This is a genomic window from Kibdelosporangium persicum (genome assembly GCF_013280595.1).
Lineage (GTDB): Bacteria > Actinomycetota > Actinomycetes > Mycobacteriales > Pseudonocardiaceae > Kibdelosporangium > Kibdelosporangium persicum.
Genome location: NZ_JAAATY010000021.1, coordinates 48,426 through 69,192, shown reverse-complemented (window position 1 = coordinate 69,192; position 20,767 = coordinate 48,426). Strand labels below are relative to the sequence as shown.

Here is a 20,767-nt window from a genome sequence, read left to right as displayed (position 1 = left end):
AGGTTACCGTTGACGCCCGTGACGACCTCGCCTCCCGGCATCCACGTCCGTTCAGCGGTTGAGCTGAGCGGCTACACGACGCTACGCCTTGGCGGCCCGGCCACGAGATTCATCGAAGCGAGAACCGCGCGTGAGGTGATCGACGCGGTCCGTGCGGCCGACGCGGCGGGCGAGCCGCTGCTGGTGCTCGGCGGCGGGTCGAACGTGCTGGTCGCCGACGAGGGCTTCGACGGAACAGTGGTGCACATCGCCACCAAGGGCGTCGGCATGGACTCCACGTCGGCCGGTGTCGTGCAGCTCACCGCCGAGGCGGGTGAGAACTGGGACGACGTCGTCGCCAAGACCGTCTCCGCGGGCCTGGGCGGGCTGGAATGCCTGTCGGGCATCCCCGGTCTGGTCGGCGCCACGCCGGTGCAGAACGTCGGCGCGTACGGCGTCGAGGTGTCCGAGCTGCTGGTGTCCGTCGACCTGCTCGACCGTGCCAGTGGTGAGGTCCGGACGCTCACGCCCGACCAGCTCGGCCTGGCCTACCGCACGAGTGTGTTGAAGGGCACCAACCGCGCGGTCGTGCTGCGTGTGCGGTTCGAACTGGCCGACACGGGCATGTCCGCGCCGATCCGGTACGCCGAACTGGCCAACACCCTCGGGGTCGCGCCGGGTGAACGCGCGCCCGTCGAGCGGGTCCGTCAGTCCGTGCTGGACCTGAGGCGCGGCAAGGGAATGGTGCTCGACGAGGACGACCACGACACGTGGAGCGCGGGCTCGTTCTTCACCAACCCGGTGCTGTCGCACGACGAACTCGACGAGGCGCTCGCCCGGATCGCCGCACACGTCGGCACGGACGTGCGCATCCCGCAGTACCCGGCGGACGGTGGCGGAAAGCTGTCGGCCGCGTGGCTGATCGAGCGTGCGGGCTTCGCGAAGGGGTATCCAGGACCTGGGAACCGTGTGTCCCTGTCGCACAGCCACACGCTGGCGCTGACCAACCGGGGCGACGGCACGACAGCGGATCTGGTGTCGTTGGCCAGGGAAGTCCGCGACGGGGTGCACAGGGTTTTCGGCGTACTGCTTGAGGCAGAGCCGGTGTTGGTGGGCGTCACACTGTGACCGGAGTCACTTTCGGCACACCGGATGCCTCTGGGTGCGTCCTTACTGGTAGATGGACGGACTTAGACGGAGGTTGACGTGCGGGCAGGACGAAGAACGGTAATCAGCGCGTTTCTTCTCTCCGCCGTACTCGCAGTCGCAGGCTGTTCCTCGACGGAGGAAGGCCATCCCAACGCCGTGGGTGAGGCTCCCGGAGACGGTGGGGCCCCGAAGGCGAAGATCGTCGCCGATCCGGCCGCCGACGCCAAGGACGTCGAGGTCCTCAAGCCGGTCAGGATCTCGGTGACCGAGGGCACGCTCACCGAGGCCACGCTGACCAACACGGAGGGCAAGCAGGTCAAGGGCGAGATCGCGGCCGACAAGCTGAGCTGGACCAACACCGAGAAGCTCGGCTACGGCAAGACCTACACGTACGCCGCGAAGGCAAAGGGCACCGACAACAAGGACGTCGAGCTCAAGGGCAGCTTCACCACGATGACCCCGGCCAAGCAGATCAGGGCCACGGTCAACCCGGTGGACAACGCCACGGTCGGCGTGGGCATGCCGATCAGCGTGAAGTTCGACACCGCGCCGAAGGACAAGGCCGCCGCCGAGAAGGCGTTGAAGGTCGAGACCTCGCCGACCAAGGTCGAGGGGTCGTGGGCATGGTTATCGGCGACCCAGGTGGACTGGCGGCCCAAGGAGTACTGGCCGGCCAACACGCAGGTCAGCGTCTCGGCCAGCCTCTACGGCGTGAACTACGGCAACGGGTACGGCCGCGCGGACGTGACCAGCAAGTTCAAGATCGGCCGCAACCAGGTGCTGAAGGTCCACACGCCGGACCACAACCTCAAGGTCTACCGGGACGGCGCGCTGGCCGCGACGTACCCGGCGAGCAACGGCAAGGACGCCGACCCGAACCTGAACACGCCGAACGGCACGGTCATCGTGATGGCCAAGGAAGAGGTCGGCGACTTCTCCAACCCGCGCTACGGCTACACCAACGTCAAGAAGAAGTGGGCCGTGCGGATCTCCAACCATGGCGAGTTCATCCACGAGAACGAGGAGAACCGCGCCAACATCGGCAAGGCCAACACGTCGCACGGCTGTGTGAACCTGTTCGAGGCCGACGCCAAGGCGGTGTTCGACGCGGTGCTGATCGGCGATCCGGTGGAAATCACCGGATCGCAGGCGAATTTCCCCACGACATCGGACGTCAATGATTGGCTGTTCTCGTGGGACAAGTGGAAGAGCATGTCAGCGATCAAATAACCACCCTGCACCAGGTCGTCGGGGGCAACGGGGTCCGGCTGGCGGTGCGCACGGCCGGTCCGCCCGGTGCCCCGGCGATCGTGCTGCTGCACGGCTGGGCACAGTCCAGCGCCGCGTGGTCGGCTCAGCTGGCGGATCCGAAGCTGACCGGCAAGTACCGGCTCGCCGCGCCTGACCTGCGTGGCCACGGCGCGTCGGACGTGCCGGACCCGGACGGCGGCTACAGCGACGCCGAAGCGTGGGCCGACGACGTCGCCGCCGTGATCGACCTGGTCGGCAGGCCCGTCGTGCTGGTCGGCTGGTCGTACGGCGGCGCGGTGATCACCGACTACCTGCGTTCGTTCGGCGACCAGGACCTGGCCGGGATCGTGTTCGCCTCGGCCGCCACCGAGGTCGGCCGTGACCGGCCGGGCGCCGGGCCGGGGACCGCGATGCGGGCGGTGGTGCCGTACGTCAACCTGGAGGACCTCGACATGGCCGCCAGGGGGTTCACCGAGTTCGTCCGGGGAATGGCCGAGACGCACCTGCCGGGTGAGCTGAGCCAGCGGATCGTCGGCGACGCGCTGCGGGTGCCGTGGGAGGTCCGGCGAGCCATGTTCCGGCGGGATTTCGACAGCTCAGGAGTGCTCCAGCTGATCAACGTGCCGACGCTGGTGGCGCACGGGCAGTTGGACGCCGTTGTCGACCCCAGTGTGGCGGAGTACACATCCGGGAAGATTCCCGGCGCCGAACTGCGTTGGTTTCCCAAGACCGGGCACATGCCCTTCGCCGAACGCACTGAGGAGTTCGACGAGATGTTGCTGGAGTTCACGGATCGGGTCATGGGGGCTTCGGAGTGACTCGATGGCTTCGGCCTCCCCGCCGTGTCGCGCTGCTGTCGGTGCACACTTCGCCGTTGGAGCAGCCTGGGACGGGCGACGCGGGTGGCATGAACGTGTACATCGCCCAGACCGCCACCCGGATGGCCGAGCGCGGCATCGAGGTCGAGGTCTTCACGCGGGCCACCTCGTCCGAACTGCCCCCGGTGGCCGAACTGGCGCCGGGCGTGCTCGTCCGGCACGTGCACGCCGGGCCGTACGAGACGCTCGACCGCAGTGAGCTACCGGCGCAGCTGTGCGCCTTCACCGCGGCGGTGTTGCGGACCGAGGCGAACAACGAGCCCGGTTTCTACGACCTCGTGCACTCGCACTACTGGCTCTCCGGGCAGGTCGGCTGGCTGGCCCGGGACCGCTGGGGCGTTCCGCTCGTGCACACGGCGCACACGTTGGCCCGGGTGAAGAACGCGGCCCTCGCCGAAGGCGACACACCGGAGCCGCGGCTGCGTGAGATCGGTGAGCAGCAGGTCGTCGACCAGGCGGACAGCCTCGTGGCCAACACCGAGGCGGAGGCCCACGACCTGATCCGCCGGTACGACGCCGACCCGGCCAAGGTCAGCACGGTCCTGCCCGGCGTGGACCTCAGGCAGTTCACCCCCGGCTCGCGGCGCGAAGCGCGGTCGTTCCTCGGGATCGCGCCCGACGCCACGGTGTTCGCGTTCGTCGGCCGGATCCAGCCGTTGAAGGCGCCGGACGTCCTGCTGCACGCCGCCGCGGAACTGCTGTCCCAGGGACTCGCCGACCGGTCCAAGCTCGTCGTCCTGGTGGTCGGCGGACCGTCGGGCACCGGTCTGGAACAGCCCCGCGCGTTGCAGGAGTTGGCCGTACACCTGGGAATCCAGGATGTCGTGCGGTTCCTGCCGCCGCTTCCCGGTCCCTCGTTGGCGCAGGTCTACCGTGCCGCGGATGCCGTTGCGGTGCCGAGTCACAACGAGTCCTTCGGGCTCGTGGCCGTTGAGGCGCAAGCATGTGGCACGCCTGTCGTGGCCACGGACGTCGGCGGCCTGCGCGTCGCGGTGAACGACGGTGTGTCCGGATTGCTCGTGCCTGGGCATTCTTCGGTCGAATGGGCGAACGCGTTGGCGCGCTTGAGTTGTCCGGACCTGCACGCGACGTTGTCGGCGGGAGCGGTGAACCACGCGCGGGCGTTCTCGTGGGACCACACGACCGACGAGCTGATCGGCGCGTACATGCGGGCTGCGGTAGCGTTCCGGGAGGTGCAGGACCAGGCGGAGGTGGCGTCGTGACCGATGTGGACGAAGTGATCAAGTCCACTTTGGACGAGCGGGAGATCGCCTACGACCGCCCGGAGCCCGGCAAGTTCTTCGTGACCCTGCCCGGCACGAAGAAACTCCAGACCAACTGCTGGCTGATCGTCGGCGAGCACGCGCTGGTGGTGGAGGCGTTCGTCTGTCGCCGCCCGGACGAGGCGCACCAGGAGGTCTACCGCTTCCTGTTGCGCCGCAACGCCAAGCTCTACGGCGTGCACTACACGATCGACAGTGTCGGCGACATCTACCTGCTCGGCCGGATCGGCCTGCACGCGGTCACACCGGACGAACTGGACCGGCTGCTCGGTCAGGTGCTGGAGGCCGCGGACGGCGACTTCAACGTGCTGCTGGAGATCGGCTTCGCCACGTCCATCAAGCGCGAATGGGAGTGGCGGACCTCCCGCGGCGAGTCGCTGGCCAACCTGAAGGCGTTCGAGCATCTGGCGAAGCCGGACGGTGACCAGAGGGTGTCCGACTCGTGACCCCGGTCCGGCCAACGCGCGTCCGCCGGCCTTCCGTCTGGGGTGCATGAGCAGACGAAAGAGTGGCTTGTCCGTCTCGGTCGCGGGGGTGGCTCTGCTTCTGGGGTTGACGGCTTGTTCCAGTAGCGGTGGTGACGCCGGATCGGCCGCGGGGATCGCCGCGCCGGCGCAGCCGAACAACGCCGCCGGACCTGGTTCGGGTGGTGCGCCCGCGGGCGGCGGCGGGGCGCAACAGGAGGCTCCGAAGCAGGAGCAGCAACCGCCCGCGCCGGTGCAGGAACGCAAGCTCGTGCAGACCGCGCGGATCGAGATGACCGTGAAGGACACGTTCGAGGCCGTCACCGCGGCCCGTTCGATCGCCACGAGCAACCAGGGGTTCACCGGGCAGGAGGAGTCCCGGGGCGACAAGGCGTCCATCACGCTGCGTATCCCGGCGGACAGGTTCGACGCGGCGCTGCGGCAGCTCGCCGACCTCGGCACCATCAAGGTCCAGCACAAACAGGCCGAGGACGTCACCGAACAGGTCGTCGACCTCGAATCCCGGGTGGCCACCTAGCGTGAGAGCGTCACCCGGATGCAGGCGCTGCTGGCCCGCGCGTCGAGTGTCTCGGAGATCGCGCAGATCGAAAGCGAGCTGACGCGCCGGCAGAGCGACCTGGAGTCGTTGCAGAGCAGGCGCGACGCGCTCACCGGCAAGGTCGCACTGTCCACAGTGACGCTTCAGTTCGGCAGGGAGAACGCGCCGCCGCCCGTGCCGGTCGAGGCCGCAGGCCCCGGCTTCTTCGACGGACTGTCCGAGGGCTGGGGCGCGTTCGGGGACTTCTTCACCGGGGTGACCCGGGTGTTCGGCGTGCTGCTGCCGTTCCTGGTGGCCTTCGGCATACCGGCCGGTCTGGCGCTCTACTTCCGACGCAGGCGTAGGAAACCGGCCACGCCGGTCACGGAAAGTGCTTGAGGCCAAGGCATCGTCACAGGACGGCCCGAGCGAGGGGGAGTCGCGTTCTCAGGCCGCCCTGTGACGCAAGTCCCGCACCGTACGCGTGGGGCGGGGGGCACCCCAGCGTCCCCAGCGGGGTGCGGCTCGACAGGGGAGACGAGCCGCGTCCGCCTCCGGCCGACCGGGGAGTGCGTGGGAGCCGGTCGGTGGAAGCTTTGTCAACTTGGCAGAACGCACGGGCGAGAGCAAGCCTGGCGCTTAACCCATTCGGGTTTTAACCGGGAAAAGAAGTCACAGTTCTGTTTCGGACACGGCCCGGTGGACAACTGGCTGTGGGCCGGTGCGCCGAAAGGCGTTGCCCGCGCACACCTGTTCGGGTGAAACCCGGCGGATCTGGCAGGCTCTGCGGTATGTCAGTCGGAACCCTGGTGTTGCTCCGCCACGGCGAGAGCGTGTGGAACGCACAGAACCTGTTCACCGGATGGGTGGACGTCCCCTTGTCCGAGAAGGGTGTCAAGGAGGCCGAGCGCGGCGGCCAGCTGCTGCGTGACGCGGACATCCTGCCCGACATCGTGCACACCTCGTTGCTGCGGCGGGCGATCTCGACCGCCAACATCGCGCTCGACGTGGCGGACCGGCACTGGATCCCGGTGCGCCGTGACTGGCGCCTGAACGAGCGCCACTACGGAGCGTTGCAGGGCAAGAACAAGAAGCAGACCCTGGACGAGTTCGGCGAGGAGCAGTTCATGCTCTGGCGCCGCAGCTACGACACCCCGCCGCCGCCGATCGAGCTGGGCTCGGAGTTCAGCCAGGACGCCGACACCCGGTACACGGACATCGAGGTGCCGCGCACGGAGTGCCTGAAGGACGTCGTCGCCCGATTCCTGCCGTACTGGGAATCAGCCGTCGTCCCCGACCTGCGCGCGGGCAAGACCGTGCTGCTCGCCGCGCACGGCAACTCGTTGCGCGCTCTGGTCAAGCACCTCGACGGGATCTCCGAGGAAGCGATCGCCGGCCTGAACATCCCGACCGGCATCCCGCTGCGCTACGACCTGGACGACGACCTGAAGCCGGTGACCGCGGGCGGAACGTACCTGGACCCGGACGCGGCGGCCGACGCGATCAAGGCCGTGGCCAACCAGGGCCGCTGACCCGCCCGGCGCCCAGCGAACCGCGGACGCGTCCCAGAGGCACGCGCAAGCACAGACGAGGCCTTCGCTGTGCTTGCGCACGGCGCGACAGGAACGCGTGTTCCGGTCAGATCAGGCCCAGCTCCCGGGCCCGGGCTCCGGCCTGGAACCGGGAATCGGCGCCCAGGGTGGCCAGCAGGTCGTTCACCCGGCGCCGGTAGATCCGCAACGGCATCCCCATCGCCTTCGCGGCTCGTGTGTCCGGGGCGCCGGAGCCGAGCAGCTCCAGGATGCGGGGTGCGATTTCCCACAGGTCGCCGTACGCGCGCTCGTAGTCGGCCAGGCTCTTCGACTGGCTCCAGACCGTGTTGAACAGGGTCAGCACCGCCTGCACCACGTTCGGGATCCAGACGACCGTGAACGTCCGGTCGTCGCCCGCGAGGATCGCCACCCGGCGGTCGACGATGATCGTCTCGTTCAGGTCACTCGTCGTGATCCGCACCTGCGCCCCGGTGGCCGCCACGTGCCGCGCGTGCTGCGCGCTCGTCGGGTCCAGGAGCACCCCCGGCCGGTAGAGCTTGCGGATCCGGCCCTGCATCGGCGGCTGGTTGTGCGAGGCCCATGTGCGCACGTCACTCGCGGCGAACGTCACTTCCCGGGCCTTGTCGAACAGGTGCCACGTGCGCTCGTACAGCTCGCGGTGCCCGCGTAGCACGACGACTCCAGCACGTGTCTCCATGAGGCTTCTGAGTCTTGTCTCGCCGACCCCGCTACGTCAACGGCTGGTCTTTTGGACACGATTGGGTGAACTGGGACTGACCTCCGGACGAACTTCGGGCCGAACGGTGTCGCGGGGATCACGGAAGGCCACTTCGGACTAGGACAATCGGCCCCCCGGCTGCTTACCATTCGGCTGTGACCGCACCGGCCTACCTGGCCTTGTCGATCTGCGCGCTGCTGATCGGCGGCATCGTCGGTTACTTCGTCGGCCGGGCTCGCAGCCGCGCGGCGGCCCGCGGGCCGTCGGGTCCGACGGTGGCCGATCTGATCCAGCAAATCGTCCATGACTCCCGCAACGGCGTAGCCGTGGTGAACCCGTTCGGGGGAGTCGTGCTCTACAACCCCCGCGCCGCCGAGCTCGGGGTCGTGCACAACAACAGACTCGACGACCGGGCCCGCAAGGCCGCCGAGAGCGTCGCCGAGAGCGGCGAGCCGATCGAGATCGACCTGACGCCCCTGGAGACCCGGGGACGGCAGCCGGAGGCCGTCCGCGCCGAGATCCGTCCGCTGGTCGAGGGCTTCACGGTGGTGGACGCGGCCGACGAGTCGGAGTCCGTGCGGCTGGAGGCGACCAGGCGCGACTTCGTCGCCAACGTCAGCCACGAGCTCAAGACCCCGGTCGGCGCGATGGCCCTGCTCGCCGAGGCCGTGCTGGACGCGGCCGACGACGCCGAGCACGTCCGCCGCTTCGGCGGCAAGATCCTGCGCGAGGCGACCCGGCTGGGCACGCTCGTCACCGAGTTGATCGCGCTCTCCCGGCTGACCGGGGCGGAGAAACTGCCGGAGCTCAACGCCGTCGACGTGGACGCGGTCGTGCAGGAGGCACTCGGCCGGGTCACGTTCACGCTGGAGTCCAGCGGGGTGGAGATCGCCACCGACGAACCCAGCGGCCTGCTCGTCGACGGCGACCGCACGCTGCTGGTCACCGCGCTGAGCAACCTGCTGGAAAACGCCGTCGCCTACTCACCGCCCGGCAGCCCGGTGTCGATCAGCCGCCGGATGCACGACGGGTACGTCGAGATCGCCGTGACCGACCGGGGCATCGGCATCGCCGACGACCACCAGCAGCGCGTGTTCGAGCGGTTCTACCGGGTCGACAAGGCCCGCTCGCGGGTCACCGGCGGCACCGGCCTGGGCCTGGCGATCGTCAAGCACGTCGCCGCCAACCACGGCGGCGAGGTCAAGCTGTGGAGCAAACCGGGGACGGGCTCCACGTTCACTCTCCGCATCCCGGCACGACGGGCGACCGGAGAACGAGTCCTCGCGCGCATACCCGCGCCGAGCACGGAAATCGAAACTGGAGGAGCGCTGTGACGAGGGTTCTCATTGTCGAGGACGAGGAGTCCTTCGCCGACCCGCTCGCCTTCCTGCTGCGCAAGGAAGGCTTCACCGCGGCCGTCGCCGGCACCGGTCAGCAGGCGCTCGAGGAGTTCGACCGCAACGGCGCCGACATCGTCCTGCTCGACCTGATGCTGCCCGGCATGAGCGGCACCGACGTGTGCAAGGCGCTGCGCCAGCGCTCGGCCGTCCCGGTGATCATGGTCACCGCCCGGGACAGCGAGATCGACAAGGTCGTCGGCCTGGAACTGGGCGCCGACGACTACGTCACCAAGCCGTACTCGGCGCGTGAGCTGATCGCGCGCGTTCGTGCCGTGCTGCGCCGCGGCGGCGAGGGCGGCCCCGAGAACGAACTGTTGCCGCAGGTCCTCGCCGCCGGCCCGGTCCGGATGGACGTCGAACGGCACGTGGTGACCGTGGACGGCGCCGAGGTGTCGTTGCCGCTCAAGGAGTTCGACCTGCTCGAGTACCTGCTGCGCAACGTCGGCCGGGTGCTGACCCGCGGCCAGCTGATCGACCGGGTCTGGGGCGCGGACTACGTCGGCGACACCAAGACGCTGGACGTGCACGTCAAGCGGCTGCGCTCGAAGATCGAACCGGACCCGTCCTCCCCGCGCCACCTGGTCACCGTCCGGGGCCTTGGGTACAAATTCGAGTCCTGACGAGCATGTGCCAGGCGGGCCGGTCCAACCGCCAGGTAACGTTTCGGTCTATGCGCCTAGGCGTACTCGATGTCGGGTCCAACACCGTCCACCTGTTGGTGGTGGACGCGCACCGGGGTGCCCACCCGCTCCCGGCGCGTTCCGAGAAGACGGTGCTGCGCCTGGCCGAGCGCATCAACAAGGCGGGTGAACTGTCGAAACATGGTGCGGACGAGCTCGTCCGCACCGTGGCGACGGCCAAGCGGTCGGCGGCCGGCCTCGGCTGCGAGGACCTCATGGCGTTCGCCACATCGGCGGTGCGTGAGGCGGACAACGCCGCCGCGGTGCTGGAGCGGGTGCGCACCGAGACCGGGGTGGACCTCCAGGTCCTCACCGGTGAGGACGAGGCGAGACTCACATTCCTGGCCGCGCGGCGGTGGTACGGCTGGTCCGCGGGCAGGCTGCTGGTGCTGGACATCGGCGGCGGCTCACTGGAGTTAGCGGTCGGCCGTGACGAGAATCCCGACCGGGCCGTGTCGGTCCCGTTCGGCGCGGGCAGGCTGACCAGGACGCGGTTCCGCAGCGACCCGCCGAGCCGCGCCGAGACCGCCGAGACGGCGGACTGGCTGGAAGATCAGCTTGCGCCGGTGGCCAAGAAGATGCTCAAGTACGGCGAACCCGATCGGGTGGTCGCGACATCGAAGACCTTTCGGTCACTGGCCAGGTTGACCGGTGCCGCGCCATCCTCATCCGGACCACGGGTGCGCCGGGTGCTCACCGAGGCCGGCCTGCGCCAGTTACTCGCGTTCATCTCCCGGATGTCCGCGAGCGACCTGGCCGAGCTGGAGGGTGTGAGCGCGAGCCGCGCGCACCAGTTGGTCGCGGGCGCGCTTGTGGCGCAAGCCACGATGCGCGCGTTAGGACAGCCGGAACTGGAGATCTGCCCGTGGGCCTTGCGCGAGGGTGTCATTCTGCGGCGGTTGGACCAGGAACCGAAATGACGGCGCGGAGCACTGGACTGTTGCGCCCGCATTGGGCACGGTGGAAGAGATGACACGAGGAGAGGAAGGGCCGGAGCGCACTCAGCGCACGGTGGCCGAGTTGCTCGCCAAGTATGGCGGCAGCTCGGATGAGAGCACGCCGCGCAGGCGCCGCCGCCGTGCCGATGACGCCGAGGAGACCGCTCCCCAGGCCATCATCGAGCGGGTCCTTTCCGACAGCGGCAACCTGCCCAGACTGCCGGCCGAGGACCAGGGCGGCGACCGGCGGCAACCGTCGACCGGCAGCAGGCACCGGCCGGTGCCCGGTGGCCAGTCGTCGGCCCAGCTGCCGAAGCCGAAGCCCGCGGCACCGCCGCCACCTCCACCGGCACCCGTCCCGCCACCCCAGGCCGCGCAGCAGACGCGGGCGATGCCGCCCGTCGCGCCACCGCCTCCCCCGGCGGAGCGCCGTGCGCCGACCGAGCAGCGCAGGCTGCCGCAGAACTCACAGTCGATGCCACGCCCGAAGCCGCAACCGCAGCCGAGCGCGCAGTGGCCGACACCACCTCCGGGCACAGCGCCGCCCGCCGAGCCGGGTGGCCTCGCCGCTCGCCTGGACGGCCGTCAGGACAGCCGCAGCGACATGCGTGTCCCGGCGGTCGAGCAGCCGCCGCGGATGCCGATCGAAGGCGTCACCGAGCAGATGCCCCGGATCCCGGACGAGCTGCCGCCAGGGCCGAACGCCGGTCCGGGCACGCACACGGGCCAGCACCCGGCGCCGCACCGCGTCGCCAGGTCCCAGCGGTCCATGCCGATGCCGCAGCCCGCGTTCCCCCAGCACGAACCGGACGAGCCGGACAACTACCCGACCGAGTACCACGGCTTCGAGCCGGTCGGCGCGGGCGGTGAGGCGACGCAGTTCGTCGAAGGCCTCGAACGTGAGGAGGACGACTACGACTCCCGGCCGTCGATGCCGTCGGTCGAGCACGCCCGCCCGGTGGCCGAGGACGACTTCGACGACCTGGACGAGCCGGAAGAGGAGGAGAAGTCCGGCTCGGCGGTCAAGGAGTGGCTGTCCATGGCCGGGCAGCTCGCCATCGGCGTGGTCGGTGGCGCGGCGCTCTGGCTGGGCTTCAACTGGCTGTGGGGCCAGCTGCCCGCCGCGGCGCTGATCGTCGCCCTCGTGGTGATCGTCGGTCTGGTCTGGGTGGTGCGCAAGATCCGGCGCGCCGACGACCTCCAGACCACGATCCTGACGGTCCTGGTCGGTCTGGTCGTCACGGTGTCGCCGGCGGCCATGCTCCTGCTAGCCAAGTAGTGGCCCGCATCCCGGTCGGACTGTCGACGGCGTCCGTATGGCCTCAGAACGCGGCCGCAGGCTTCCAGATCGCGGGCGCCCTGGGCTACGACGGCGTCGAAGTGATGGTCTGGGCCGACGTGATCAGCCAGGACGTCGACGCGTTGCGCCGCTGCGCCCGTAACCACGGCGTGCCAGTGCTCGCCGTGCACGCGCCGTGCCTGCTGATCACGCAACGGATCTGGTCGCCGGACCCAGAGGTACGGCTACGCCGTGCCGTCGAGGCCGCCGTCGACCTGCACGCGCCCACGGTCGTCGTGCACCCGCCCTTCCGTTGGCAACGCCGTTACGCCGACAAGTTTCCGGATCTGGTGGCGTCCTTGGAAGACGAGTCCGGCGTCGCCATCGCGGTCGAGAACATGTTCCCGGTCAAACCGTTGGCGCGAGCCAGAAGCATGTCGGCGTTCACGCCGTCGACCGACCCGACCGACGCGGGCCACCGCCACTACACGCTGGACCTCTCGCACACTGCCGCCGCGCAGGAAGACGCACTGGCACTGGCGAAACGCATGGGTTCCGGCCTCCGGCACATCCACCTCGCGGACGGCACCGGCCTGCCGCGCGACGAACACCTCGTGCCGGGCCGCGGCAACCAGCCCTGCGCCGAGCTCTGCGAAACGCTGGCAGCAAACGGGTTCGACGGCCAGGTGGTCCTGGAGACCAACACCCGCAACGCCCGCAACCCCGCCGAACGCGCCAAGGACCTCGCCGAGGCGTTGTTGTTCGCGCGCCTGCACCTCGACCGCTGACGCCCGTACCGATGGCACCTTCGGCAAATCCGGTTGTCCACAACCGCCCGGCAACCCTTTGACCAGCCCCAACCCCGACTAGAATGGAAGCGGGGCCGGCCCCCGGGAAGGGCGGGGGCATACCTGGGGGCGGGTGATGGCGAATGCGTGGTGGACGGCGGGTTCCGGGCGCACGGCCCTGAGGCGTGTCCACCATTCCGGCACCGCGTGTCCACCATTCCGGCACCGCGAGTCGCACATTGCGGCACGGTGAGATGCGCTTTGCGGCACGCGGGATGCGCTTCGCGGCGCCGTGGATCGCGCATTGCCGTGCTGTGAGATGGGCTTCGCGGCGCCGTGGGTGGCGCTTCGCGGCACGCGGGATGCGCTTCGCGGCAGCGTGGGTCGCGCTTGCGGCAGCGTGAGATGGGCTTCGCGGCAGCGTGGATTCGCGCCGGGCTTTCGGTGGCGCGTGGTCACAAAAGGGATCCAGGCCGAAATGATCTTGCCGTGGGGTCGTAGAGTCTGTCCGTGCACCCGCTGCGATCGCTGATCCTCGCGGCGGCCGGCAACGACGCGATCCGTCGATTGGTCGCCACCGCCCCGGTCAGCCGAGATGTCGTCCGGCGGTTCGTCGCCGGGGACCGGACGGCCGACGCGATCGGCGTGACCCGGGACCTCGTCGCCTCCGGGAGGTCGGTCACCCTCGACCACCTCGGCGAGGACGTCACCGACGCCCAGCAGGCCGATCTGAACGTCCGCGCCTACCTCGAACTGCTCGACGCCCTGCACGCCGAGGGCCTTTCGGCCAGGGCCGAGGTGAGCGTCAAACTGTCCGCCGTCGGCCAGAAGCTGGACGAGCGGGTGGCGTTGGCCAATGCATCACGCGTATGTGCCGCCGCCGAACAGTGCGGCACCACGGTCACCCTCGACATGGAGGACCACACCACCACCGACTCGACTCTCCGCGTGCTCGCCGAACTGCGCCGCACCTGGCCGTCGACCGGGGCCGTCCTGCAGAGCTACCTGCGTCGCACGCTCGACGACTGCGTCGCGCTCGCGGACACCCGTGTCCGGTTGGTGAAGGGTGCGTACGACGAACCGGAGTCGGTCGCGTTCCGCGGGCACGAGGTCGACCTCGGCTATGTCCGCTGTGTGAACGCTCTCTTCGCCGGCGATGGGTACCCGATGTTCGCAACCCACGACCCCCGTCTGGTGCGTATCGTCGCTGAACGGGCGCGTTGGTATGACCGGAAGCCGGGGACCTACGAGTACCAGATGCTTTTCGGAGTCCGGCCAGACGAACAGCGCCGGTTGGCGAGGGAGGGGGAGACTGTGCGGGTCTACGTGCCCTATGGCTCTCAATGGTACGGCTATCTGATGCGTCGGCTGGCCGAAAGACCCGCCAACACAACGTTCTTCGCGCGCGCACTGGTCAGCTATTCGTGAACGGGCGAGGAAGTAACGTGATCTCGTTCAGTACAGCCGCCGCCATCCGGCCGCTCGGCGATGGCACTTTCACCGCCGAACTGCCCGCGGAGTGGACGGTCGGCGGCAAACCGCACGGCGGTTTCCTGCTCGCGCTGCTCGCCAAGACGGCGGTCGCGTTGCACACCGGCAACGGCACGCCGTTGGTGGACCCGCTGGCGGTGAGCGCGCAGTTCCTGCACTCGCCTGGCGTCGGTCCTGCCTTGCTGCGTACCGAGGTCCGCAAGACCGGCAGGCAGGCGACTGTGGTCGCGGTCAACCTCGAACAGCGGGGCCGTAGCTGCATCGAGGCCGTGATCACCACGGGCAGGTTGCCGCGCGACCGTGCCGCGTGGACGGATCTGCCGAACCAGTCCGCCGAACCGCCCGGCAACGCCATCGACATCTCCACGCTGCCGTCGGCGTCGATGTTCCGGCTGACCGAGGGCTGCGACGTGCGGCTTGACCCGTCCGGCGCGGGATTCCTGCACGGACACGTCGGCGACCCGTTGCGGTTACGGCTGTGGGCGCGTCCACGCGGCGAGCACGCGGACCCGTTGTTCGCGCTTGTCGCCGGGGACATCTCGATGCCGGTCACGTTCAACCTCGGCCGCATGGGCTGGTCCCCCACTGTGCAGCTGACCGCGTTGTTGAGGTCGCGGCCCGCGCCGGGCTGGCTGCGTATCCAGGTCGACTGCCGGGCCGTGCACGGCGCGTGGTTCGACTCGGACGCCACCGTGGTCGACTCGACGGGCCGCCTGGTCTGTCAGGCCCGGCAGCTGGCCCTGACGGCGACGACCGGCTGATCTGGCACGCTTACGGGTCATGACGACCATCGCTGTGCTGGGGGCTGGCAAGATCGGTGAGGCGCTGCTGTCCGGGCTGCTGTCCGGCGGGCGCAAGCCGGAGGAGCTGCTGTTCACCGAGCGCTACGAGGTGCGCGCGGCCGAGCTGACCAAGCAGTACGGCCTGCGCGCGGTCGACGTGCCCACCGCGGCCGCCGAGGCCGAGGTGCTTGTCGTCGCGGTGAAGCCCCAGGACATCGACCCGGTGCTGGCGGACCTCGCGCCGGTCGTCAACGACCGCAACCTGGTCGTCTCGCTGTGCGCGGGCCTGCCGACGTCGCTGTACGAGCGCAAGCTGCCCGACAGCGTGCCGGTCGTCCGGGTGATGCCGAACACGCCGATGCTGGTCGGCAAGGCGATGAGCGTGATCTCGCCGGGAAAGCACGCCAAGCCGGAGCACCTGGACCTGGTCGAGGAGCTGCTGTCCACGGTCGGCGAGGTGATCAGGCTGCCCGAGCCGCAGCAGGACGCGGTGACCGCGCTGTCCGGCTCCGGCCCGGCGTACTTCTTCTACCTGGTCGAGGCCATGATCGACGCGGGCATCCTGCTCGGCCTGCCGCGCAACATCAGCGAGAAGCTGATCATCCAGTCGGCGGTCGGCGCGGCGACGATGCTGGCCGAGACCGGAACGCACCCGGTGATCCTGCGGGAGGCCGTCACGTCGCCCGCGGGTACGACGATCATGGCGATCCGGGAGCTGGAGAAGCACGGCGTGCGGGCCGCCCTGCTGGCCGCGATCGAGGCCGCGCGGGACCGTTCGCAGGAGCTCGGCAAGGCGCACGAGGACTGATCCAGGCTGCTCACGTGGGGTGATGCGGCGTAGCCCTCATGGAGGTCGCATGTGTCACACGTGTCCCGCTACTCTCTTGAGAAGCACGTGCGTGTCGATACTGTCGATGGGGAAGATCGGCAGCGCGACGCGTGGCTAAGGACGCGTGAACCATGCCGACCAACAAGAGAAGTGAACCCACCACGATCACCCAGGTGCAGTTCCTGACCGTGGCCGAGGTGGCCAAGATGATGCGGGTCTCGAAGATGACCGTGTACCGGCTGGTGCACTCCGGCGAACTGCCCGCGGTGCGGGTCGGGAAGTCGTTCCGGGTACCGGAGAAGGCGGTCCACACCTACCTCGAGAACGCCTACTTCGACGCTGGATGAAACCACCGGGCGACCGCCGGGTAAACTCGGCGGTCGTTCGTGCGTATGCCCTGAAAGCGGCCCTGCGCGCAAGACGATCCACCAACAGACAAGGCAAGGAACCCGTATGGGCTCGGTTATCAAGAAGCGACGCAAGCGCATGTCCAAGAAGAAGCACCGCAAGTTGCTGCGCAAGACCAGGCACGCGCGTCGTAAGCAGGGCAAGTAACCGGCTTGAGCCGATCGGGTGATAACTGCTGGAACCCGCGTGACCTGCGTTAATACCTCGTTTCTCGGTACGGGTCCTGGCGCGGCGGGCGAGTAGGCTTCCGGCCGTCAGCACGCCTGTAGAGGGGATCGAATGACGCCCAAGGTCGTCTTGGTCACCGGTGCAGGCGGGTACGTCGGAGCACATCTGGCCGCACGCCTCGCCGCCGACCCGGACATCGAGCGAGTGCTCGGAGTGGACACCGCTCCGCCCGCCAGGGACCTGTTGAAGTCCATGGGCCGGGCGGAGTTCGTCCGCGCCGACATCCGCAACCCGCTGATCGCCAAGGTCATCTCCTCGGCGCGGGTGGACACGGTCGTGCACGCCGCGACCACGACCGGCCCGCCGGGACCGGCCCGCCGCACGGCGATCAAAGAGATGAACGTGATCGGCACCATGCAGCTGCTGGCGGCCTGCCAGCGTTCGCCGCAGGTCGGCAAGCTCGTGGTGAAGTCCAGCGCGGCGGTCTACGGCGCGGGTGCGCGCGTGCCCGCCGTCTGCACCGAGGACATGGCGCCGAAGGACATCTCCAGCAGCGGGTACGTCAAGGACGCGGTCGAAGTCGAGGGGTACGTGCGCGGTTTCGCACGCCGTCGTCCTGACGTGCGTGTGACCACCTTGCGCCTGACGAACCTGATCGGACCGGGCATCGACACCGTGCTCACGCGGTATTTCTCCTTGCCCGTCGTGCCGACCGTGCTCGGCTACGACGCGCGCGTGCAGTTGCTGCACCCGGAGGACGCGTTGGCCGTCCTCGAACGCGCCACCACAGCCGACCATCCCGGCGTGTACAACGTCGGCGGGGACGGTGTGCTCACGTTGTCCCAGGCGATCCGCCGGGCCGGCCGCGTCAACGTGCCGGTGCCGCGAGTCGCCATGCCCGCGGCCGCACGCGTGTTCCGCAACGCTCGCGGCGTGGACTTCTCGAACGACCAGATCCAGTTCCTGAACTTCGGCCGAGTCGTGGACACCACCCGGCTGAAACGGGATTTCGGCTTCACGCCGCGGTGGAGCACGCGTCAGGCGTTCGATGACTACGTACACGGCCGAGGCATGCACCCGGTGCTGAACCCGGAGCGCCTCGCCGTCCTGGAGAACAGGATCCGCCGAACCGATGGGTGAAAGGCTCATGCAGGAAGCCAGAGTGATTCCGCTGCGCAGCCCCGAACAACGTCGTCGGTCAAACCGCACCGCTGGTCCTGGGAGGAACGGCGCCGCCCGGCCGGCTGTCGCGCCCACCCCGTTGCGTCCCGCTGCACAACCCGCCGGCGGCGTGCAACAACGCCTCGCCGACGCGATCGGGTTCCTGAGAAAGCGGCTGACCGGGGACTACGCGGTCGACGAGTTCGGGTTCGACGAGCAGCTCACCGAGAACGTCATCCTGCCGCCGCTGCGGCTGATCTACGAGAAGTACTTCCGGGTCGAGGCGATCGGCACCGGGAACCTGCCGTCCGAGGGCGGCGCGCTGATCGTGTCGAACCACTCCGGCACGGTGCCGCTGGACTCGGTGATGACCGGGATCGCGGTGCACGAGAACACCTCGCCGAACCGCTACCTGCGGATGCTCGGCGCCGACCTGGTGTTCCAGGTGCCGGTGCTGGGCGCGCTGGCCCGCAAGACCGGCCAGACGCTGGCGTGCAACGCCGACGCCGAGCGGCTGCTGACCGCGGGTGAACTGGTCGGCGTGTGGCCGGAGGGCTTCAAGGGCATCGGCAAGCCGTTCTCCGACCGGTACAAGCTCCAGCGGTTCGGCCGGGGCGGGTTCGTCTCGGCCGCGCTGAGGACCGGTGTTCCGATCATCCCGGTGTCGGTGGTGGGCGCCGAGGAGATCTACCCGAAGATCGGCGACCTCAAGCCGCTCGCCCGGCTGCTCGGGTTCCCGTACTTCCCGGTCACGCCGACGTTCCCGCTGCTGGGCCCGCTCGGTGCGATCCCGTTGCCGTCGAAGTGGTACATCGAGTTCGGCGAGCCGATCCGGACCGACCGGCACGACCCGGCCGACGCGGACGACCCGATGATCGTGTTCAACCTCTCCGACCAGGTGCGGGAAACCATCCAGCAGACGCTGTACCGGTTGCTGGCGCAGCGTCCGGGCATCTTCCGGGGCTGACGCGACCGAGCGCGTAACTGTCGGTCGCCCCGGTTCGTTATCCAGGTGTGGACAGCGGACCGACTGGTGACCAGGCCGAGCGTTTTGCCCGTGCCCTGGACGCCGGCGCCGCCGGCCCCGAGTTCGAGACCGAGCTCGCGATCGTCGCCGCGTTGCGTGGCCTGGACATCGGACCGGACGAGGCGGCGCGGGCGCGGATGCTGGCCAAGGCCACGCCCGCGATCAGCTCGCGCCGCGGCCGGTTTCTCGTCGCGGCCGCGGCGGCCGTGGTCCTGGTCTTCGCGCTGGCCGGGATGAGCCTGCTGCTGTCACGTGACGCTTTGCCCGGCGACACGTTGTACGGCGTCAAGCGCACCGCCGAGGCGGCGTCACTCGGGCTGACGTTCGGTGACGAGTCCAAGGCCCTGAAACACCTGGAGTTCGCCAATGCCAGGGTCGGCGAGCTGGAGACCCTGGCGCAGCGCCATCCCGATCCGGCCGATGCCCCGGTCGGCGGGTACCTCACCGCGTTGACGGACTTCGACGCCGACGCGACGCAGGCCGCACGCCAGCTGATCGCCCTGGCCACGCGCGGCGACGTGCGGCAGCTCGACTCCCTGCGGGCGTGGGCCGGTCAGCAGAAGAGCAGGCTGATCGCGGTGCACCCGCAGTTGCCGCCGCAGGTGCAGAGCCGTACCGAGACGTCCCGGCAACTTCTGGACAAGATCGCCGGCCGTGCGGAGGTCTTGCTGGGACGGGCTGACTGCTACCAGATCACCACCGGCAGCTCGGACGAGGTGGGCGCGTTGCCCGCCACCGACGCGTGCCACCGCGACACATCGAACAGCGTTGCGCCCGGTGCCCCGAGCGCCCCCGTACAGCCTGTGCCACCTCGGATTCAAGCCTCCTACCCCGCACCACCACCCGTGCCCGCACAGCCGACACCACCGCCCGCCGTGACCTCCGCTCCGCCAGTCCCGTTGGTGCCCGCTCCGGCACCGACACCCAGCATCCCGACGCCCGCCGTGCCGACGGCGCCCAGCCAGCCGCGGTTGCCCGTGCCGATTCTGGAAGTTCCCCCCTTGCTGCCTGGACTCCCGGCGATCCGCGTCGGGTGACGCCGTTCGGGTCAGTACCCTGTCTGGATGGGGGTAACTCGTAACGTTCCCGGAGGCTCGGTGGTGACCCGCAGGCGCGACAAGGACAAGCAACCGGAGCTCGAGCGGCTGGCCGCGCTCGCCGGTGCGGCGTCCGCCGACGCCGCTGTCGCGATGGAGACCGAAGCCCCGCCGGTGACCGGTCCGCCCGACCTCACCGCGGCCGCGTTCTTCGACGTGGACAACACGATGATGATGGGCGCGTCGATCTTCCACTTCGCCCGCGGGATGGCCGCCCGCAAGTTCTTCACCACCGGTGACCTCGCCCGGTTCGCGCTCGAACAGGCCAAGTTCCGGCTGATCGGCAGCGAGAGCAAGGAAGGCATCCGCAGGAGCAGGGAGACGGGCCTGAGCTTCATCGCCGGCCACAGCGTCGAGGAGATGCGGGCGCACGGCGAGGAGATCTACGACGAGCTGATGGCCGACAAGATCTGGGCGGGCACCCGTGCCCTCGCCCAGATGCACATGGACGCCGGTCAGCGCGTCTGGCTCGTCACCGCCACCCCGGTCGACCTCGCCGCGATCATCGCCCGCCGCCTCGGTCTGACCGGTGCCCTGGGCACGGTCCTCGGCAGTGAGAACGGTGTCTACACCGGCAAGCTCGTCGGCGACATGTTGCACGGCCGGGCCAAAGCCCACGCCGTCCGCGCTCTCGCCGCGCGGGAAGGCCTGGATTTGCGTCGCTGCACGGCCTACTCGGACTCGGTGAACGACGTGCCGATGCTGTCGGTCGTGGGCACGGCCGTGGCGATCAACCCCGACGGCGAGTTGCGGGACGTGGCCCGCAAACGCGGCTGGGAGATCAGGGACTTCCGGACCGGCCGCAAGGCGGCCAAGATCGGTGTCCCGTCCGTGCTCGGCGCCGGTGCTCTGGCCGGTGCGATCGCGGCAGGCCTGGCGTACCGCAAACGCTTGTCCTAGCGCGGT

Annotated in this window: 21 protein-coding genes and 1 pseudogene; 21 read left to right on the top strand and 1 reads right to left on the bottom strand. The window is 69.4% G+C overall.

Annotated elements, in window-relative coordinates; translation table 11 throughout:
• Positions 1 to 18: 18 nt before the first annotated feature.
• The 7 genes and pseudogenes from GC106_RS30985 to GC106_RS30950 all read left to right on the top strand — a co-directional run bounded on the left by GC106_RS30985 (position 19) and on the right by GC106_RS30950 (position 7,074).
• The gene (locus GC106_RS30985) at positions 19 to 1,107 is read left to right on the top strand and encodes a UDP-N-acetylmuramate dehydrogenase (protein ID WP_312873006.1); all 1,089 of its coding nucleotides are present in this window, start codon (positions 19 to 21) and stop codon (positions 1,105 to 1,107) included.
• 78 nt (positions 1,108 to 1,185) lie between these two features.
• A complete protein-coding gene (locus tag GC106_RS30980) occupies positions 1,186 to 2,358 on the top strand; it encodes a L,D-transpeptidase (RefSeq protein ID WP_173137969.1) in 1,173 nt (390 codons plus the stop codon).
• On the top strand, positions 2,331 to 3,197 hold the full coding sequence (locus GC106_RS30975; RefSeq protein WP_312873004.1) for an alpha/beta fold hydrolase: 867 nt from the start codon (positions 2,331 to 2,333) through the stop codon (positions 3,195 to 3,197). The genes GC106_RS30980 and GC106_RS30975 overlap by 28 nt, the downstream gene beginning before the upstream one ends.
• Positions 3,198 to 3,253: 56 nt before the next feature.
• Positions 3,254 to 4,480, top strand: coding sequence for a D-inositol-3-phosphate glycosyltransferase (gene mshA, locus GC106_RS30970; RefSeq protein WP_246367163.1), 1,227 nt, complete (start codon positions 3,254 to 3,256; stop codon positions 4,478 to 4,480).
• Entirely contained in the window at positions 4,477 to 4,986 is a 510-nt protein-coding gene (locus GC106_RS30965) for a type III secretion system chaperone family protein (protein ID WP_173137967.1), read from the top strand. Before mshA ends, GC106_RS30965 begins: the two co-directional genes overlap by 4 nt.
• Positions 4,987 to 5,032: 46 nt before the next feature.
• A pseudogene (locus GC106_RS48170) lies at positions 5,033 to 5,941 on the top strand (DUF4349 domain-containing protein).
• Between the two features lie 392 nt (positions 5,942 to 6,333).
• Positions 6,334 to 7,074 (top strand): phosphoglyceromutase, encoded by a 741-nt coding sequence (locus GC106_RS30950; RefSeq protein ID WP_173137961.1) that lies wholly within the window; start codon positions 6,334 to 6,336, stop codon positions 7,072 to 7,074.
• Between the two features lie 106 nt (positions 7,075 to 7,180).
• Here the strand turns inward: GC106_RS30950 and GC106_RS30945 are convergent, their stop codons facing one another.
• Positions 7,181 to 7,792 carry a DNA-binding response regulator gene (locus GC106_RS30945; RefSeq protein WP_173137959.1) on the bottom strand — a complete coding sequence of 204 codons (612 nt, stop codon included), beginning with the start codon at positions 7,790 to 7,792 and terminating at the stop codon, positions 7,181 to 7,183.
• A 176-nt stretch (positions 7,793 to 7,968) separates the two neighbouring features.
• Between GC106_RS30945 and GC106_RS30940 the strand changes: the two genes are divergently transcribed.
• The 14 genes from GC106_RS30940 (at position 7,969) to GC106_RS30875 (ending at position 20,761) form a co-directional block, all read left to right on the top strand.
• Entirely contained in the window at positions 7,969 to 9,147 is a 1,179-nt protein-coding gene (locus GC106_RS30940) for a sensor histidine kinase (protein ID WP_173137957.1), read from the top strand.
• Complete coding sequence (locus tag GC106_RS30935) at positions 9,144 to 9,833, top strand: response regulator (protein ID WP_173137955.1); 690 nt, start codon at positions 9,144 to 9,146, stop codon at positions 9,831 to 9,833. Before GC106_RS30940 ends, GC106_RS30935 begins: the two co-directional genes overlap by 4 nt.
• A 50-nt stretch (positions 9,834 to 9,883) precedes the next feature.
• Positions 9,884 to 10,813: a Ppx/GppA family phosphatase gene (locus tag GC106_RS30930; RefSeq protein WP_173137953.1), complete on the top strand. Its 930-nt coding sequence runs from the start codon at positions 9,884 to 9,886 to the stop codon at positions 10,811 to 10,813.
• Positions 10,814 to 10,862: 49 nt separating this feature from the next.
• Positions 10,863 to 12,110: an Rv0497 family membrane protein gene (locus tag GC106_RS30925; RefSeq protein ID WP_217281204.1), complete on the top strand. Its 1,248-nt coding sequence runs from the start codon at positions 10,863 to 10,865 to the stop codon at positions 12,108 to 12,110.
• The gene (locus tag GC106_RS30920; protein WP_173137951.1) at positions 12,110 to 12,898 is read left to right on the top strand and encodes a sugar phosphate isomerase/epimerase family protein; all 789 of its coding nucleotides are present in this window, start codon (positions 12,110 to 12,112) and stop codon (positions 12,896 to 12,898) included. Before GC106_RS30925 ends, GC106_RS30920 begins: the two co-directional genes overlap by 1 nt.
• 510 nt (positions 12,899 to 13,408) lie before the next feature.
• The gene (locus GC106_RS30915) at positions 13,409 to 14,326 is read left to right on the top strand and encodes a proline dehydrogenase family protein (RefSeq protein WP_173137948.1); all 918 of its coding nucleotides are present in this window, start codon (positions 13,409 to 13,411) and stop codon (positions 14,324 to 14,326) included.
• A 20-nt stretch (positions 14,327 to 14,346) separates the two neighbouring features.
• The gene (locus GC106_RS30910; RefSeq protein ID WP_312873022.1) at positions 14,347 to 15,150 is read left to right on the top strand and encodes a thioesterase family protein; all 804 of its coding nucleotides are present in this window, start codon (positions 14,347 to 14,349) and stop codon (positions 15,148 to 15,150) included.
• Positions 15,151 to 15,169: 19 nt separating this feature from the next.
• Complete coding sequence (gene proC, locus GC106_RS30905) at positions 15,170 to 15,979, top strand: pyrroline-5-carboxylate reductase (protein ID WP_173137944.1); 810 nt, start codon at positions 15,170 to 15,172, stop codon at positions 15,977 to 15,979.
• Between the two features lie 152 nt (positions 15,980 to 16,131).
• Positions 16,132 to 16,347, top strand: coding sequence for a helix-turn-helix domain-containing protein (locus GC106_RS30900; RefSeq protein WP_173137942.1), 216 nt, complete (start codon positions 16,132 to 16,134; stop codon positions 16,345 to 16,347).
• Positions 16,348 to 16,453: 106 nt separating this feature from the next.
• Positions 16,454 to 16,555, top strand: a complete 102-nt coding sequence (locus tag GC106_RS30895) for a 30S ribosomal protein bS22 (RefSeq protein ID WP_076993459.1) — start codon at positions 16,454 to 16,456, stop codon at positions 16,553 to 16,555.
• A gap of 132 nt (positions 16,556 to 16,687) precedes the next feature.
• Positions 16,688 to 17,716, top strand: a complete 1,029-nt coding sequence (locus tag GC106_RS30890; RefSeq protein ID WP_173137940.1) for an NAD-dependent epimerase/dehydratase family protein — start codon at positions 16,688 to 16,690, stop codon at positions 17,714 to 17,716.
• Between the two features lie 7 nt (positions 17,717 to 17,723).
• Positions 17,724 to 18,704, top strand: a complete 981-nt coding sequence (locus GC106_RS30885) for a lysophospholipid acyltransferase family protein (RefSeq protein ID WP_246367178.1) — start codon at positions 17,724 to 17,726, stop codon at positions 18,702 to 18,704.
• A 47-nt stretch (positions 18,705 to 18,751) separates the two neighbouring features.
• Complete coding sequence (locus GC106_RS30880; RefSeq protein WP_173137936.1) at positions 18,752 to 19,801, top strand: DUF5667 domain-containing protein; 1,050 nt, start codon at positions 18,752 to 18,754, stop codon at positions 19,799 to 19,801.
• 27 nt (positions 19,802 to 19,828) lie between these two features.
• A complete protein-coding gene (locus GC106_RS30875; RefSeq protein WP_173137934.1) occupies positions 19,829 to 20,761 on the top strand; it encodes an HAD family hydrolase in 933 nt (310 codons plus the stop codon).
• Positions 20,762 to 20,767: the final 6 nt, after the last annotated feature.

Bases quoted from the DNA above. Each gene is read 5' to 3' on its own strand.
- GC106_RS30950 (WP_173137961.1), top strand. From the start codon at position 6,334: ATGTCAGTCGGAACCCTGGTGTTGCTCCGCCACGGCGAGAGCGTGTGG.
- GC106_RS30945 (WP_173137959.1), bottom strand. From the start codon at position 7,792: ATGGAGACACGTGCTGGAGTCGTCGTGCTACGCGGGCACCGCGAGCTG.
- GC106_RS30930 (WP_173137953.1), top strand. From the start codon at position 9,884: ATGCGCCTAGGCGTACTCGATGTCGGGTCCAACACCGTCCACCTGTTG.
- GC106_RS30925 (WP_217281204.1), top strand. From the start codon at position 10,863: ATGACACGAGGAGAGGAAGGGCCGGAGCGCACTCAGCGCACGGTGGCC.
- proC (WP_173137944.1), top strand. From the start codon at position 15,170: ATGACGACCATCGCTGTGCTGGGGGCTGGCAAGATCGGTGAGGCGCTG.
- GC106_RS30900 (WP_173137942.1), top strand. From the start codon at position 16,132: ATGCCGACCAACAAGAGAAGTGAACCCACCACGATCACCCAGGTGCAG.
- GC106_RS30895 (WP_076993459.1), top strand. From the start codon at position 16,454: ATGGGCTCGGTTATCAAGAAGCGACGCAAGCGCATGTCCAAGAAGAAG.
- GC106_RS30890 (WP_173137940.1), top strand. From the start codon at position 16,688: ATGACGCCCAAGGTCGTCTTGGTCACCGGTGCAGGCGGGTACGTCGGA.
- GC106_RS30885 (WP_246367178.1), top strand. From the start codon at position 17,724: ATGCAGGAAGCCAGAGTGATTCCGCTGCGCAGCCCCGAACAACGTCGT.
- GC106_RS30875 (WP_173137934.1), top strand. From the start codon at position 19,829: ATGGGGGTAACTCGTAACGTTCCCGGAGGCTCGGTGGTGACCCGCAGG.